We start from the raw sequence: 16506 nt of genomic DNA on the forward strand, positions 1-16506 counted from the left end.
CCGATCTTTAATTAATTAAAGTTATTGATATATCCGTCAGACGTTACCCTGTCACTCCCGGGCCTTGTATCGCCGTTGCAGTGTGGCATCCAGTTTACGCTGGATTGGCTCCGGCGTTTCCCCTTCAATCAGTTTGCCAATCAGATCAAAGCAGTGCCAGGCGAGCTGACGGTTATCCTGACGAACGGTATCGACAGGAATGGTCAGAGAATCATAGAGATAGTGATCGTCAAAGCTGGCCAGACGCATATCGCTTTGCAGCAGATTATGTTGCCCCATATAGCGCAACACCCCTTCCAGCAGACCGCAGGCGGCGGTAAAAAGGGCTTTTGGCGGGCGGCCCAGGCGCGCGCAAAGTTCGGCAAACATTTCGTAGCCGGAGCTCGGATGGTAATTACCATGAATAATCCACTCCGGACGTAACTCGACGCCAGCGTCACGCAGCCCCTGCTTAAACCCTTCCAGACGGTCACGCGTCGGGGAAAGCCGCGGCTGGCCGCCGAGGAAGTAGAACTCATCCGGATGCTGGCGCGCAATGTCGGCCACCAGCGTGGCGGTCGGGGTAATTGAATCGGTGAGGACCAGCGGCAGAGAACTGTCGTTCATATGACGGTCAAAGAGCACAACGGGCAACTGCTCGCTCAGCTTTTGATAATCCGCGTCGTTGAGCATGCTGGAGGCGACAATCAGCCCGTCCACCTGGCGGGCCACCATGTTATTGACCACCACCGTCTCCTGGCCCGGATTTTCATCGCTACAGGAGATCAGCAGCTGAACACCCGCCTCGCGGCAGAGGGTCTCCAGCTCATGAGAAAAAACGGCAAACCCGTAGTTGGTGATTTCCGGCACCACCAGACCAATGGTGTGGCTGCAGTTGTCCCGCAGCGAACGGGCGTGAATACTGGGCTGATAATGATGTTCTTTGGCAATCGCCAGCACACGCTCGCGTGTCTCCTCCGCCACCCGAAGCTCTTTGCTGCGGCCGTTCAGCACCAGACTGGCGGTGGCTTTTGATACCCCCGCCAGCTCCGCGATATCTTTAATGGTGACGCGTTTTGTTTTTCTCACAACGACTTAGATCCGGCTGCCAAAACCCTATTCTATCATGCAGCTGCGCAGCGGCCAGTAGCGTAATGTGATGTCGGACGCACCTTCGAAGCGAACCTGGGCCGGATGGTCAGGAAAATAGCGGCTGCTCATGACGCCTTCACCGTGATTGATGAAAATTTCGACGCTGGAACGGTCACACAGCACGCGTAAATGATGAACAGTGCCCTGCCAGTAGCGGTTCAACGTCTCTCCGGTTTCCAGGCTGGCGCGTTCCAGATGGATCCCCGCATCATCCATAATCAGCCGCAACGCGCCGGCAAAATCCACATTAACGCGCGATGCGCTCAGTTCGAACTCAAGACGCGTTCCCTCCAGCACCGGGGCATCGCTGGCGCGTCCCTGCCAGTGATGTTCATCCTCGCGCAGCGTTTCCAGCTCACGGACCGGCGTTTGCCAGAGCTTACCGTCGCGGTAGCGCAGCTCGCGCGGACAGGTCATCTGGTGGATCCAGCCGTGCACCCGTGTAGGCTGGAGCATCTCTTCGCCGTCCGGCACGCCCATCCAGCCGATGAGGATGCGGCGGCCGTCTTCTGCCACCGTGGTTTGCGGCGCGTAAAATTCGAAACCGGCATCAAGCTCATGCAATTCGTCGTGCGCAAATGCAGGCGTTTGAAAATCAAATGCCCCACTCATCCAGACGGCCGGATAGGTGTTGAGATAGCGATGCGGTTCGCGCGCCAGCCCCTGTGGGCAGCAGATCAAGACGTGTGTGCCATCAAGCGCAAACAGATCCGGGCACTCCCACATATAGCCCGCGTCCGTGAGTCCATTGACGCCGTGACCGGCGATTTCGCCGCAGGACGCCCAGGTGTGCAAATCGGCTGACGTAAACAGCAGCACCTTGCCGCGCTTATGCTGATCCTGCGCCCCGAGCACCATGTACCACTGCCCGTCATGGCGCCACACTTTCGGGTCGCGGACGTGCCCGGTATACCCGTCCGGCAGGGGCAACACCGGTCCCAGTTTGGCAAACGTGCCGTCGTCATTTTGCACCGCCAGACACTGCCAGGCGGTGCGGCCGCCATCGTCAAACTTAACGTTGCCGGTATAGCACAGGGTCAGCACGCCGTTGTTATCCACGGCGCTGCCGGAGTAACAGCCATTGCGGTCATACTCTTCGTCAGGCATCAGCGCCATTGGCTCGTGCTGCCAGTGCACCAGATCTGCTGAGCTCCAGTGCCCCCAGCACTTGTAGCGATGATCGCAGCCCAGCGGGTTCCACTGATAAAACAGATGGTAACGTCCGGCAAACCAGATAAAGCCGTTCGGATCGTTCATCAGCCCTGTCACCGGTGCGGGATGCCACTGCGGATAGTGGCTGTCCGCCAGCGCACGCGGCTGGCCTTGCATAACGGCCTGCAACACGGCAGGCCAGCGGGAAGGTAAGGTCATTATTCAGAGTCCGTCTTATATTTCAGCAGCAGAGAGACGGTGAACGCCACGCCAAAGGCAATCACCATGCCGATAATATAGTTGAGCAGCGAGCTGGCCTGAACGATCGCCATACCGGGAAGCGCCGTCAGCCCAACGGCGGTCATGTAGACATGCACCGACACTACCCAGGCCCCGCCCGCTGCGCCACCGATCAGGGCCGCGATAAACGGCTTCACGAAACGAAGGTTGATGCCAAAAATTGCCGCTTCGGTGATGCCCAGCATCGCGGAAAACGCCGACGGTAAGGTAATGGCTTTGATTTTGGCATCACGGGTTTTGAACCACACCGCCAGACATGCCCCGCCCTGCGCCACGTTCGCCATCGCCCAGATCGGCAGCAGGAAGTTCACGCCAATCGACGGGTTACCCAGCAGTCCGGCCTCAATAGCGTGGAAGCTGTGGTGAATGCCGGTAATGACAATCACCGAATAGAGCCCACCAAACAACAGCCCGGCCAGCCAGCCCGCGTGGGCAATCAGGGTGCTAAGAATAAAGGAGATCCCGTCGCCCAGCGCGCGTCCCGCCGGGCCAATAATCAACAGCGCGATAAAGCCGGAGATAATGACGGTCAGGAACGGCGTCAGGATCAGATCTAACGCATCCGGGATCGCCCGGCGAAGCTGTTTTTCCACAATGCTCATAAACCACACCGCCAGCAGTACCGGGAAGACGGTTCCCTGATAGCCAATCATGGCGATTTCAAGACCGAAGAAGTTCATGGTGTGGAAGCCGGACGCTACGCCCCAGGCGTTGGTCAGCGCCGGATGAGTCAGGATGCCGCCGAGCGTTGCGCCCAGATACGGGTTGCCGCCAAACTCCCGCGCGGCGGTGAAGCCAATCAGGATCGGCAGAATAATAAACGCCGCCGAGCTGCACATATCCAGCATGATATAGAGCGCGTTATCCGGATTAACCCAGCCGTAGGTTTTAACCATCCCGAGCAGGCCCATCAGCAGACCCGAGGCCACGATCGCCGGAATAATCGGCACGAAGATGTTGGAGAGCAGACGCGCGATGCGCTGGAACGGGTTCAGCTTGCGGGCTGCAATATCCGCCGCTTCCGATTTACTGGACTCGCTAATCCCTGCCGCCTGAATAAACGCGGCGTAAACCTTATTCACCACCCCGGTGCCGAAGATCACCTGCATCTGCCCGGCGTTTCGAAAACAGCCTTTTACACCTTCAACCTTGCCGATAGCCTGCTGGTCGGCAAGCGCATCATCGACCAGCACCAGACGAAGGCGCGTGGCGCAATGTGCCGCGCTGGCAATGTTCTCTTTGCCACCGAGCAGCGGAATAAGCTCGCGCGCAATATGATTAAAATCCATAGATACCTCTTCCTGACCTCTTTTTATGATGTTCGAAACGCCCCCGCAATGCGGGAGCGTGAAGGGTTAAAACCAGGTTTCCATCTGCACCCCAAAGTTCCATTCCCCACCCGCATTGAAGCCGCTGCTGCCAAAGGCGTCATCGCTGGCGTAGTTATCCAGCTTGCTGCTCCAGTCCATCCAGGTGGCGAACAGGCGCAGCTCCGGACGGCTGAAGAAATCGCCAATCTTGCCCGCCTTTAACGTCGGGGCAAAGGTCAGCTTGTAGAAGCTACCGTTAACCGCATTGCGATCCTTGTAGCCTTCCGGGTTTAAATCCATGTATTGATAGCTGCCCTCGAACGCGAGGGCGAAATTCTGGGTCACCTCTTTGATCAGACGCGTATTGAGTGTGACCCACTCGTAGCTGTCGCCCTTCACGTAGCGGTCCTTACTGCTTTGCGCCAGTACGGCGGGCGCAATGTGCCAGCCACCGCCCAGCGGCGTGACACCGTAACTTGCAAAACGCCAGGTATCGGCTTCTGACAGCAATGCGCCGTCTGCACCAATGCTTTTCACCTCGGCCCCCAGACCGTGGCCGTAAAGCAGCGCCGTTTTGGCGGAACCTTCCCGCAGGCCGTAGAAGCTCTCGTTATGCAGACCCACCAACGCATGCACCCCGTTATTCGCCGCGTCGGTTTTAATCAGATCGCCGTTGCTGTCCTTACGATCGTCATTATCTTTTGCCCGTAAGCCGCTGACCATCATCTGCACCGGCCCGGCGAAGTGGTTCATGCTTAAGATGTAGTTCTGGACGTTGTTGTCGATCTCCTCTTCGCTGCCGAAATTACGGCCATAAAGGGAGAAGTTACTGCGCAGCGTATCGTTCCACTTCACGTCGTAGACGCCGCCGCCGGTCCCGGCGAGAAATACCACGTCGGAATCCAGCCAGTGAATGTCGAAGTTGTCGCGGTCAAAACGCTTACCCGCCCAGAAGGTGCTGCCTTTCAGCGCACCGTTAACGTCCGGCAAATTGCCCAGCTCGGCAAAGGCCTGACGAATGTTCAGGTCGCTGCTGTCTGCCGACCAGTCGTTATAGGTTTTCTGACCGTCGGCCAGCATCGCCTTAAAGCGCGTCGTCGCGCCATTCTCCAGCGTATGTTTGTGCTCAACATTCAGCTCAACGTAGGTATCCGCTTCGTTCCCCAGACGCCCGATGGCCCCACCCGTTTCCCCTGCGGGTGTCAGATAAGGACCGCTTTTGCTGCTGGAGGCAGCGTCGTTCATCAGCAGCCCGGAACGGGCGTAACCGTGAAACTCAAAACCGCCTGTCCGTTCGGCTTTCTCTTCCAGCGCCGTGGTACGTTGCGCCACCGCCTGTGTGGAGGTTTGCGCTTCCTGCTGCGCAGCCACCAATTGCTGCGTTTTCTGTTCCGCTGCCGTGGCGCGTTTTTCAGCAACCTGCGCACGGGTTTCCGCCTCCTGCAAACGCTGCTCCAGCGCTGCCAGGCGCGCTTCGATACGGGTCATATCCGTCTGGGCAAAAACAGAGGTACTGCCGGCCAGCATGCCTATCATCACGGCAAGTCTGCGTTTTTTATACATTTTGTCGCATCCCTAATAACTATCGGTAAAAGTGCTAAATTGCTAAACCGGTTTAGGTGAGTGATACTAAACCGTTAAATTTTGAATCGGCAACGTTTTTTGCTAAACCGTTTTAGTAAGTGTGATCGAGGCGACAATTCAGGCCCCCGACCGGAGGCCTGGCGACGTGAATTACAGTTCGTGATGATAAGGCAGCGCGGTCATTGCCCCTTTTGCGGTTGTCGCCAGCGCTCCGCAGCGCTGCGCTAACGTGATGACCTCTGAGAGACGGGCCTGGCCATCACGTGCCAGACCGAACAGCAGCCCGGCGACGAAAGCATCCCCCGCGCCGGTGGTATCAATGCATTCCACGGGTGATGCAGGATAGTGCGTCAAGGCACCTTTTTGCCAGGCGGTGACGCCCTCTTTTCCCTGCGTCACCAGCACCAGCCTGGCCGGACAGGTGCGCATCAGCGCCGCCAGCCCCTCATGGACCTGCGCATTTCCGGTTAAGAACGCCAGTTCTTCCACCGAGATTTTCACCACATCTGCACAGGCTAATGCCCGCTCAAGACACTGACGCAGCTCGACTTCATCGTGCCAGAGATCGGCGCGGATATTGGGGTCAAAGCTGACGAATCCCCCCGCCAGTCTGATAGCGGACATCGCCTGAAACGTCGCGGAACGGCTGGGTTCGGCGCTGAGCGCGATAGAGCAGACGTGCAGCCACTCCCCGGCGCGGAATGGCGGGAGATCGGCAGAGTCGAGGAATAAATCAGCGCTCGGGCGAACCATAAAGGTAAAGGAACGTTCACCGTCGTTATCGAGATCCACCACCACCGTGGAGGTGCGATGCTGCGGGTCCAGGCGCAGCCATTCTGTATTAACCTGCTCATCCGCAAGCGTTTTTTGCATAAAACGTCCGAAGGGGTCGTCGCCCACCCGGCCTATAAAGGCGCTTCTGCCTCCCAGACGCGCTACCCCTACCGCAACGTTGGCCGGTGCGCCGCCAGGACATTGCAGCAGTTTGCCCTCTCCGTCGGGCAACAGATCCACCACTGCATCGCCAAGTACCCAGATCGTCTCCATATCACCTTCTTAGCTAAATCATGTTAAACCGGTTTAGCTATTTAAGCACAGGCAGGGTGTCGGGGAAATATGGCGAGGGACAATTTGCTTAACCCACCCGATGGGGCCAGTGAATATCACCCACGCCATTGAGCTGCGGGCGGGCGAACAAAAAGCCCTGGAAGCGGCGAATACCGGCGGATTCAAGCCAGCACCACTCTTCTATCTTCTCAATGCCTTCTGCGACCAGCGTAATCTCCAGATCGGTGCAGCAGCTGATTATCGACTTCACAATCGCCTGCTTGGGCCCGCTCAGGTGGATATCGCTGACGATCTCTCTGTCGATTTTGAGCTTATCCGGCTGGAACCGCGTGAGCAGTGAAAGACCAGCATAGCCGGAACCAAAATCATCTATCGCCAGCCCAACCCCTTCCGCGCGCAGCTGTTTAATGGCGCTGTTAAACTGGTTGAAGCCAGAGATCATCTCGTTCTCAGTGACTTCAATGATCACCTGCTCTGGCTGTAGATTGTGCTTTTTGATCTGCGTTACCAGGAACTCTACCGCGCCCGGCACGTTAACCAGCGACATTGGCAGCAGGTTCACCGCCAGTTTGTGGCTGCCGATGCCGAGCTTTTGCGCCAGCGCAAAGGTCCAGGCTTTGGTATGCAGATCGACTTCGTATATCTTTTCACGATCGAGACTACGGAAAAAATGCTCCGGGCTGCCGCCGTCGTTTCCGCGTATAAGCGCTTCGAGAGAACTGATTTTGCCTTCGGACGGCTCGACAATGGGTTGCAGCGCAAACTGGCAGGGCTGTCCCGCCAACAGACCTAACCCTTTACCAAACGGCGCGCGCTCTCGCGAAAGCGTCCATTTATCAGGCTCATAGTCCAAAGCGGGTGGGATAGCGGTTTTGCCGGCGATAAAGGTCTGAATAAATTTGAAGACCCGATCCTCAGAAGTCAGGTAGCTTTCCAGCTTGCTGTAATGCAGAACCGATGCCAGAACCGCTTTCGGGGTCTGAATGTCCAGGTTAAACAGCAGCATTCCCACGTCTTCGAAACGTCGGCGCGGACCGTAATCGCGCATCAGCTCCACCACGCCGGTATGCCGGTTGTCCGCACGGATGGTGTTAAAAAGCGCGACGACGTTCTGTTCCGTGCCTTCGAGAATTTGCAGAACGTCACGTCCACTGGAGAGAAGAATGCCTGAGATGCCCTGCTCCGTATTACGGATCCTGGCCTTTTCAACCAGCGCGCTTAACGCTGCGGAGGTGCAGGTTAAGCTCAGCTGGCTTCGATAAATGAGAGTTGTCAGCACAGAAACGGGGTCCGGTATGGGGTATACGCCTGAACGGTACTGTTTAACATAGTTCCCTGGGGTGGCCTAGTCTATTCCACTTCGGGGTTGATTCTCACCGAGACGGCTGTCGATCCGCGTCTGCATATAGTCGTAGAAAGGATTCGACGTTACGCGCATTAACGCATCTTTACCGACGCTCAGAACTGAGGTTTCTCCCCACAGGGCTATCGTCCCGAGACTGATTCCATAGCGGTTTTTCACCTCAGGATGGCGGCCATACAGATCGTCTTCAGGCGGGAACGGAATGGCAATATGCGACAGGGAATAAACCTCCTGCGGATACGAGACCGACAGCGGCGTCACCGTTTCCCGGGTGCTGCCCGCAGGCGTTGTCTTTGCCACCATATCAAACCTGTCAGGGCTGGCATTGGTCACGATTGTGACACTGTAACGTCTTTTCGCCTCGGGCAGCAGGTCAGCCACCGCCGTCCAGGATGATGGCCTGAACAGTGGACGGAAACTCCCGGCCTGATTGATGTCAAATACCACCAGTTCGCTGCCATTTGCCGGAAGCTGGTCAAACAGCCCGCTGACTACGGCGCGGGTACTGACCGTTGAATCCATGACCGACTGAAACGCCAGTACCGGCGGAAGCTGCGTTAGTTTGTGATCATGAACATCGCGGTTTATCTGCTCATGCAGCGCCCGGGTAAGCAGCCAGGACTGACGTGCCGCATTCACCGGGAACGAATTGTATTTATAAGGATTATATTCCGGCGAAATGTTGAGCCACGCGGCTTTGGCAAACGCCGGTAACATAGCCGGTAGCCCGGCGAATCCGGCAAAGCGCGCAAACGCCGTGACGCCAATCATCGGTGAGAGCAAAACGATCTGCTGAGGTTTACGCAGTTCAGGCGCATCAAGGGCGTCGAGGGCGTATTTCATCGCCAGCGCACCGCCGTTGGAATAGCCCGCCAGGTGCAGGGGGAGATCGTTCCCTGTCAGGCGTGTTGCTTCACGAACCGCAAGGCGCGTAGCTGCCAGCCACGCCTCCCAGTCAACGTCTGTCAACGCGCCCGGCGCCGTGCCATGTCCGGGCAAACGAGGCACTACGGCCACAAAGCCGTGCTTTTGATAATTCACGGCCAGACGCCTGACGCTGTAGGGCGAATCCGTCAGACCGTGCAACAACACTACCGCCCCGCGCGGCTTTCCGGCAGGCATCAGCACAAACGACCGGTTTGCATCCGGAGTAAAGTGTCCTGGCCACACCAGGCTCTGACGGTAATAGCGGTTCAGCGGCGTGCGCTCTGCGGGGGTGACTTTCGCCGTCACCTCAGCATCAAGAGCGGTGAAGATGGCGTTTTCCCGCGCGACATAGGCTGCGAAGGTCGCGTTATCCATCTCCTGCACGGACATTTCGTCAGCCCGCCAGGTATGCCAGTGATGCAGAGCCGGCCCCTGCTGCGAAAGATAAACCCGCACCGCCAGCAGAACGAGCACAATGATCCCGATGACCATCGCTATTTTTTTTGCGAGAGCCATCAGGCGCACGCTGACCCGCCAGGGCAAATTCGCCATGTAAGGCTCCCTCTCTTATCCACAGAGCTTTCATCTTACCAAAAAATGTGAAGAGGCTGTCGTATTCACCAAATAGATATCGCTCAGGCCGGACACTGCACCAAAAGTGAACTACGCTGCACAAATGTTGAGCATCTGTTAAACAAATATTGCATTAACTTTGCTGCACAGCGCGTTTTCGCCGCAATGTGAACATGGCACGCGTCCTGCATTGTTAATCTGATAACAGAAACCCGGCTTTTGACAGCCAGTTAACAGCGAGGCGGTATGACGACCAAACCAGAGGTGTTGAGCCGTATCGAAGCGACCTTTAGCCAGCTCACCCCGAGCGAAAAGCGGGTGGCAAGCTGGATGCTGGCGCACGTCGGGCAGATCCCCTTTGAAACGGCTGAGAGCGTGGCGCTGGCCACGGCCACCAGCGGGATCACCGTCGGACGCTTTCTGCGCAAGCTGGGCTATCGCAACCTTGATGACGCCAAAAAAAGCCTGCGCGATCCCCATCAGCCCTGGGGCATTAACGAGCGGCTGGACTCCTGGAAACAGCAACAGCCGCTGTCGGATCGCCTTCAGCACTCCCTGTCGCTGGAGGTGGACGCCATTGCCCATGTCTACCAGCTGGCGCAAAGCGAAACGTTCAGGCAGGTGGTCCAGCAACTTTCCCATGCCGACGCCGTCTTCGTGCTGGGGATCCAGTCCACGCGCGGGATCGCCAATGCGTTCTTCAGCCATCTGGAGTATCTGCGCCCGCGGGTAAGCTATTCCGAAGGGCTCTCCGGTAGCTGGGTGGAGTCGCTTAACTCCGGCTTTGCTAACCCGTATATCGTGCTGACCGATACCCGCGCCTACTCCGCCATTGCCCGCCAGTACTGCCACGTGGCGAGCGAAAAAGGCCTGGCGATGGCGCTGATCACCGATATCTGGTGCCCGTGGGCGCGGGATTACCCGATTGATTTACTCCAGGTGAAGACCGATACCGGCCATTTCTGGGACTCGCTGGCGCCGGTGAGCTGTCTGTTCAACCTGCTGCTGTCGGGCGTTGTGGAGGCGCTGGGGGAAGCGCTGCCGGAACGTCTGGCAATCAACCGACAACTACAACAAGAATTTGGTCAATTTGAACGCTAAAGGAGCGGAGCTATGCCTGAAGAGAGTCAACTGATTGATGTGGCGAAAACTTTTCCCACGCTGCATATCGATCTGAAATACGCGACCGCCGATAACATTACCGGCCGCCCGATCTATCAGCACGCCGCGTGCCTGCTGCACACGGATGCCGCCACCGCGCTGGCGAAATCGATCAGTATCGCCGCGCTGGCCGGTCTGAAGCTGGTGGTCTACGACGCCTATCGCCCGCAGCAGGCACAGGCGCAACTCTGGGATGCCTGCCCCAATCCGGAATACGTGGTGGATGTCGCGATTGGCTCGAACCACAGCCGGGGCACTGCCATTGACGTTACGCTGATGGATGAACACGACAACGTGCTGGATATGGGCGCCGGGTTTGACGAAATGCACGACCGTTCTCACGCCTGGCACCCTTCCGTTCCGCCCGAGGCGCAGCGAAATCGTCTGCTCCTGAACGCCGTTATGTACGGCGGCGGTTTTGTGGGCATCAGCAGCGAGTGGTGGCATTTCGAGCTGCCGAACGCCGCCAGCTATCCGCTGTTAGATGACCAGTTCGCCTGTTATCCGATCACACACTCACTGTAATTCTGGAGCCCGGCCATGAAAACAACGCTGCTTACTACCCTGATTGCCGCTACGCTCGCCCTGAGCGCCCCTCTCGCGCTGGCGGCGGTGCCAAAAGATATGCTGGTGATAGGGAAAGCTGCCGATCCGCAAACGCTGGATCCGGCGGTCACTATCGATAACAACGACTGGACGGTGACCTACCCCTCGTACCAGCGTCTGGTGAAATACAAGCCTGGCACCACGGAGGTGGAAGGCGATCTGTCGACGGGCTGGAAGGCGTCAGACGACCAGAAAGTGTGGACGTTCACCCTGGCAGATAATGCAAAATTCGCCGACGGCACGCCGGTGACCGCCGAAGCGGTCAAGCTGTCGTTTGAACGTCTGCTTAAAATCAACCAGGGACCTTCCGAAGCGTTCCCGAAAGATTTGAAAGTGGACACGGTGGATGAGCATACGGTGAAATTCACCCTCAGCCAGCCGTTTGCCCCGTTCCTCTACACGCTGGCCAATGACGGCGCGTCGATCGTCAACCCGGCGGTGCTGAAGGCCAATGCCGCCGACGACGCACGCGGTTTCCTGGCGCAAAACACCGCGGGTTCCGGACCGTTTATGCTGAAAAGCTGGCGGAAAGGTCAACAACTGGTGATGGTGCCCAACCCACACTGGCCAGGTGAAAAGCCGCACTTTAAGCGCGTCTCGGTGAAGATTATCGGTGAAAGCGCCTCGCGTCGCCTGCAACTTTCCCGTGGCGATCTGGATATCGCCGACGCCCTGCCGGTGGATCAGCTTGCTGCTCTGAAGCAGGAAGGCAAAGTGGCCGTGGCGGAATACCCGTCCCTGCGGGTGACCTACCTCTATCTGAACAACAGTAAGCCTCCAATGAATCAGGTGGATTTGCGCCGCGCGGTCTCCTGGGCGACCGATTACCAGGGGATGGTGAAAGGCATTCTCAGCGGGAACGGCAAGCAGATGCGCGGCCCGATCCCGGAGGGCATGTGGGGCTTCGATGCGAACGCCATGCAGTACAGCTTTGACGAGGCCAAAGCCAAAGCGGCGCTGGAGAAAGTCAAAGATAAACCTGCCAGCCTGACGTTCCTCTACTCCGATAACGACCCGAACTGGGAGCCTATCGCCCTCTCCACGCAGGCGAGCCTGGGCAAGCTGGGGATTAACGTCAAGCTCGAGAAACTGGCGAACGCCACCATGCGCGACCGCGTCGGCAAAGGTGATTATGACATTGCGATTGGTAACTGGAGCCCGGACTTCGCTGACCCGTACATGTTCATGAACTACTGGTTCGAATCGGACAAAAAAGGGCTGCCGGGGAACCGCTCATTCTATGAGAACAAAGAGGTCGATGCGCTGTTGCAGGCGGCACTGAAAACCACCGTTCAGGCGGAACGCACCAAAGATTACCAGCAGGCGCAGAAAATGGTGATTGACGAGGCGGCTTACGTTTATCTGTTCCAGAAGAACTACCAGCTGGCGATGAACAAAGAGGTCAAAGGCTTCACCTTTAATCCGATGCTTGAGCAGGTCTTTAACATCGCCACCATGAGTAAGTAACGGCCCACGCCGGGGGGAAGTGTATGACGTTCTGGAGCATTGTGCGCCAGCGCTGCTGGGGGTTAATCCTGGTGGTGGCCGGTGTCTGTATTATTACTTTTATTATTTCACACCTGATCCCCGGCGATCCGGCCCGCCTGCTGGCCGGTGATCGCGCCAGCGATGAAATCGTGCAGGGCATCCGCCAGCAGCTGGGGCTGGATCAACCACTCTATATTCAGTTTGGCCGCTACGTTGAGGCGCTGGCACATGGCGATCTGGGCACGTCTATTCGCACCGGTCGCCCCGTTGCGGAAGATTTGAAAGCTTTTTTCCCCGCTACGCTGGAGCTTGCCTTTTGCTCCCTGCTGCTGGCGCTGGTGATTGGCGTGCCGCTGGGCATTTTATCGGCGGTGTACCGTAACCGCTGGCTGGATCACCTGGTGCGACTGATGGCGATGACGGGCATCTCGACGCCTGCCTTCTGGCTGGGACTGGGAGTTATCGTTCTGTTCTACGGGCAACTGCAAATTCTGCCCGGCGGCGGCAGGCTGGACGACTGGCTCGATCCGCCCGCCCACGTTACCGGTTTTTATCTGCTGGACGCTCTGCTGGAAGGCAACGGCGAGGTGTTTTTCAACGCCCTGCAGCACCTGATTTTACCCTCCCTGACCCTGGCCTTTGTGCATCTGGGTATTGTGGCGCGTCAGGTACGTTCCGCGATGCTGGAGCAACTGAGCGAGGATTATATTCGTACCGCCCGCGCGAGCGGGTTGCCGGGCTGGTACATCGTCCTGCGCTACGCCTTACCCAACGCCATGATCCCCTCCATTACCGTGCTCGGGCTGGCGCTGGGCGATCTGCTGTACGGGGCGGTGCTTACCGAAACCGTGTTTGCCTGGCCGGGAATGGGGGCCTGGGTGGTGACCTCCATTCAGGCGCTGGACTTCCCCGCCGTCATGGGCTTCGCGGTCGTGGTATCGCTGGCCTATGTCTTCGTTAATCTGGTGGTGGATCTGCTGTACCTGTGGATCGACCCGCGAATCGGGCGCGGAGGTGCCGAATGATGTTAACTCAGGAAACGCCCGTCCCTGTCAGCACCGCTAAACAGCGCATCAACTGGGCAAAGCTGTTCTGGATGTTACGCAAAAGCCCGCTCACGCTGATCGGCGGGGTCATTATGATCGTGATGCTGCTGATGATGGTGGTCTCGCCGTGGATAGTCCCGCACGATCCGAACGCGCTGGATCTGACCGCGCGCTTGCAGGCACCGTCAGCCCAGCACTGGTTTGGCACCGATGAGGTGGGCCGGGATCTGTTCAGCCGCGTGCTGGTGGGCAGCCAGCAGTCCATCACAGCGGGGCTGGCGGTGGTGGTGATTGCGGGCGGCATCGGTTCGCTGCTCGGCTGTTTGTCCGGCGTACTTGGCGGGCGCGGCGACGCCATCATTATGCGCATCATGGACATTATGCTCTCCATCCCCTCGCTGGTGCTGACGATGGCCCTGGCCGCCGCGCTCGGCCCAAGCCTGTTTAACGCGATGCTGGCGATTGCGATTGTACGCATTCCGTTTTACGTGCGGCTGGCACGCGGGCAAACGCTGGTGGTGCGCCAGTTCACCTACGTGCTGGCCGCCCGCACCTTTGGCGCATCGCGCTGGCACCTGATCAGCTGGCATATCCTGCGTAACGCCCTGCCGCCGCTGATCGTACAAGCGTCGCTGGATATCGGCAGCGCCATTCTGATGGCCGCCACGCTGGGCTTTATTGGATTAGGCGCGCAGCAGCCGACCGCCGAATGGGGGGCAATGGTGGCCGTGGGGCGTAACTACGTGCTTGACCAGTGGTGGTACTGCGCGTTTCCGGGGGCGGCAATTCTGATCACGGCGGTTGGCTTTAATCTGTTTGGCGATGGTCTTCGCGACCTGCTGGATCCCAAATCAGGAGGGAAGCAGTCATGAGTGATTCCGTATTATCGATTGAAGATTTGCACCTGAGCTTCCCCATTTTTCGCGGTGACGTCCACGCGCTCAACCACGTCTCGCTGGAGATTGGCCGGGGTGAAATTGTCGGCGTGGTGGGCGAATCCGGTTCGGGAAAATCGGTCACCGCGATGCTGGCGATGCGCCTGCTGCCGGAAGGCAGTTACCATGTTCACCATGGCCGTGTCACGCTGCTCGGGGAAGATGTGCTGAACGCGTCGGAAAAACAGCTTCGTCAGTGGCGCGGCGCCAGGGTGGCGATGATTTTTCAGGAGCCGATGACGGCGCTTAACCCCACGCGCCGTATTGGCAGGCAGATGGTGGAGGTGATCCGCCAGCATCAGTCGCTTTCCCGCCGCGACGCGCAGCAGAAGGCGATCACCCTGCTGGGCGAGATGCAAATCCCGGATGCGGCGCAGGTAATGGATCGCTATCCGTTTGAGCTTTCCGGCGGTATGCGCCAGCGGGTCATGATCGCCCTTGCCTTCTCCTGCGAGCCGGAGCTGATCATCGCTGATGAACCCACTACCGCGCTGGATGTGACCGTCCAGCTTCAGGTGCTGCGTCTGCTGAAACATAAAGCGCGCGCCAGCGGAACGTCGGTGCTGTTTATCAGTCACGATATGGCGGTGGTGTCGCAGCTTTGTGACCGGATGTACGTTATGTACGCGGGCAGCGTGATCGAAAGCGGCAGCACGCAGACCTTGATCCACCATCCTGTGCACCCCTATTCGATTGGCCTGCTGCGGTGTGCCCCGGAAAATGGTAAACCGCGCGAGATCCTCCCGGCCATTCCCGGCACGGTACCTAACCTCAGCCACCTCCCGCGCGGATGTGCTTTTCGCGAACGCTGTTTTGCTGCCGGGGCGAAATGCAGCGAAACGCCGCGCTTAATTTCCACGGGCGCAGAAGGCCAGCAGGCTGCCTGCTGGTACCCACAACAGGAGAGACGCCATGTCTGAGGTACTGCTGGAACTGGATAGCGTGCATGTGAATTTTCCTGCGCGCAAAAACTGGCTGGGGCGCGTGACGGAACAGGTACACGCCCTTAACGGCATGGATCTCCGGATCCATCGCGGCGAAACGCTGGGCGTTGTGGGGGAATCCGGCTGTGGAAAGAGCACGCTGGCGCAGCTGCTGATGGGCATGCTCAAACCGAGTACCGGTGCCTGTCAGCGCGCGAATGCGGCGGGTGGTATGCAGATGGTATTTCAGGACCCGCTCTCGTCCCTCGATCCGCGTTTACCCGTCTGGCGCACCATCACCGAGCCGGTGTGGATACAGCAACGTCGCAGCGAACGGGAGCGTCGTCAGTTGGCTGAAACGCTGGCGCAGCAGGTTGGGATTCGAGCGGAATATCTTGACCGCCTGCCGCATGCGTTTTCGGGCGGACAGCGCCAGCGCATCGCTATCGCCCGGGCGCTCTCTTCGGATCCGGACATCATCGTGCTGGATGAACCCACCAGCGCGTTGGATATTTCCGTCCAGGCACAGATCCTCAATTTGCTGGTTGCCCTGCAACAGCAGCGAAATCTGACCTACGTGCTGATCTCGCACAACGTCTCAGTGGTCCGGCACATGAGCGACCGGGTGGCGGTAATGTATCTGGGGCAAATCGTGGAACTGGGTCCGGCGGACCAGGTGCTGGGTCAGCCGCGCCATCCGTATACGCAGCTGCTGCTTGACTCCGTTCCCCGGACCGGAGAACCGCTGGATGAGGAACTGGCGTTGCGAAAAACCGATCTTCCGGGTAATCGCCACCTGCCCGTTGGGTGCTATTTCCGCGACCGCTGTTCGCTGGCGACGCAGGGATGTGAACAGCCGCAACAGCTCCAGCCCTCTTCCGCAAGCCGAAGCGTACGCTGCTGGCGTAACCGTTAAAAATGAGCCGGGCATGCGCCCGG

14 protein-coding genes are annotated in these 16506 nt (G+C 58.3%); 7 read left to right on the top strand and 7 right to left on the bottom strand.

The genetic code is table 11. The annotated features are described in order from the left end of the window. Window positions 1–51: 51 nt before the first annotated feature. From ACQG2Q_RS12135 to ACQG2Q_RS12165, 7 genes are all read right to left on the bottom strand, one after another. Window positions 52–1068, bottom strand: coding sequence for a LacI family DNA-binding transcriptional regulator (locus ACQG2Q_RS12135; protein ID WP_426759174.1), 1017 nt, complete (start codon window positions 1066–1068; stop codon window positions 52–54). 27 nt (window positions 1069–1095) lie between these two features. Beyond that, window positions 1096–2502: a sucrose-6-phosphate hydrolase gene (locus ACQG2Q_RS12140; RefSeq protein ID WP_063849066.1), complete on the bottom strand. Its 1407-nt coding sequence runs from the start codon at window positions 2500–2502 to the stop codon at window positions 1096–1098. Continuing rightward, window positions 2502–3872, bottom strand: coding sequence for a sucrose-specific PTS transporter subunit IIBC (locus ACQG2Q_RS12145; RefSeq protein WP_003857085.1), 1371 nt, complete (start codon window positions 3870–3872; stop codon window positions 2502–2504). The genes ACQG2Q_RS12140 and ACQG2Q_RS12145 overlap by 1 nt, the downstream gene beginning before the upstream one ends. A gap of 66 nt (window positions 3873–3938) precedes the next feature. Continuing rightward, window positions 3939–5456 (bottom strand): carbohydrate porin, encoded by a 1518-nt coding sequence (locus ACQG2Q_RS12150; RefSeq protein WP_063849067.1) that lies wholly within the window; start codon window positions 5454–5456, stop codon window positions 3939–3941. A gap of 171 nt (window positions 5457–5627) precedes the next feature. After that, window positions 5628–6524, bottom strand: a complete 897-nt coding sequence (locus tag ACQG2Q_RS12155; protein ID WP_032648360.1) for an aminoimidazole riboside kinase — start codon at window positions 6522–6524, stop codon at window positions 5628–5630. Window positions 6525–6612: 88 nt separating this feature from the next. Then, complete coding sequence (locus tag ACQG2Q_RS12160) at window positions 6613–7824, bottom strand: diguanylate phosphodiesterase (RefSeq protein WP_063849068.1); 1212 nt, start codon at window positions 7822–7824, stop codon at window positions 6613–6615. 66 nt (window positions 7825–7890) lie between these two features. Beyond that, complete coding sequence (locus tag ACQG2Q_RS12165) at window positions 7891–9387, bottom strand: alpha/beta hydrolase (RefSeq protein WP_048966627.1); 1497 nt, start codon at window positions 9385–9387, stop codon at window positions 7891–7893. Between the two features lie 267 nt (window positions 9388–9654). Between ACQG2Q_RS12165 and ACQG2Q_RS12170 the strand changes: the two genes are divergently transcribed. Genes ACQG2Q_RS12170 through ACQG2Q_RS12200 form a run of 7 tightly spaced genes read left to right on the top strand, consistent with a single transcriptional unit; the run spans window position 9655 to window position 16483 of the window. Further along, entirely contained in the window at window positions 9655–10509 is an 855-nt protein-coding gene (locus ACQG2Q_RS12170; protein ID WP_063849069.1) for a MurR/RpiR family transcriptional regulator, read from the top strand. A 12-nt stretch (window positions 10510–10521) separates the two neighbouring features. Beyond that, the gene (ddpX, locus tag ACQG2Q_RS12175; protein WP_023306242.1) at window positions 10522–11094 is read left to right on the top strand and encodes a D-alanyl-D-alanine dipeptidase; all 573 of its coding nucleotides are present in this window, start codon (window positions 10522–10524) and stop codon (window positions 11092–11094) included. Between the two features lie 15 nt (window positions 11095–11109). Further along, the gene (locus ACQG2Q_RS12180) at window positions 11110–12642 is read left to right on the top strand and encodes an ABC transporter substrate-binding protein (RefSeq protein ID WP_063849070.1); all 1533 of its coding nucleotides are present in this window, start codon (window positions 11110–11112) and stop codon (window positions 12640–12642) included. Between the two features lie 23 nt (window positions 12643–12665). Further along, entirely contained in the window at window positions 12666–13688 is a 1023-nt protein-coding gene (locus ACQG2Q_RS12185) for an ABC transporter permease (protein WP_003857077.1), read from the top strand. After that, window positions 13685–14581: a D,D-dipeptide ABC transporter permease gene (gene ddpC, locus ACQG2Q_RS12190; RefSeq protein ID WP_022648185.1), complete on the top strand. Its 897-nt coding sequence runs from the start codon at window positions 13685–13687 to the stop codon at window positions 14579–14581. The genes ACQG2Q_RS12185 and ddpC overlap by 4 nt, the downstream gene beginning before the upstream one ends. Next, on the top strand, window positions 14578–15564 hold the full coding sequence (locus ACQG2Q_RS12195) for an ABC transporter ATP-binding protein (protein ID WP_038416090.1): 987 nt from the start codon (window positions 14578–14580) through the stop codon (window positions 15562–15564). Before ddpC ends, ACQG2Q_RS12195 begins: the two co-directional genes overlap by 4 nt. Further along, a complete protein-coding gene (locus tag ACQG2Q_RS12200; protein WP_063849071.1) occupies window positions 15557–16483 on the top strand; it encodes an oligopeptide/dipeptide ABC transporter ATP-binding protein in 927 nt (308 codons plus the stop codon). The genes ACQG2Q_RS12195 and ACQG2Q_RS12200 overlap by 8 nt, the downstream gene beginning before the upstream one ends. The last annotated feature ends 23 nt before the right edge of the window (window positions 16484–16506 follow it).

It is taken from the genome of Enterobacter cloacae complex sp. 370H10, from assembly GCF_050031535.1.
Classification (GTDB): Bacteria; Pseudomonadota; Gammaproteobacteria; order Enterobacterales; family Enterobacteriaceae; genus Enterobacter; species Enterobacter intestinihominis.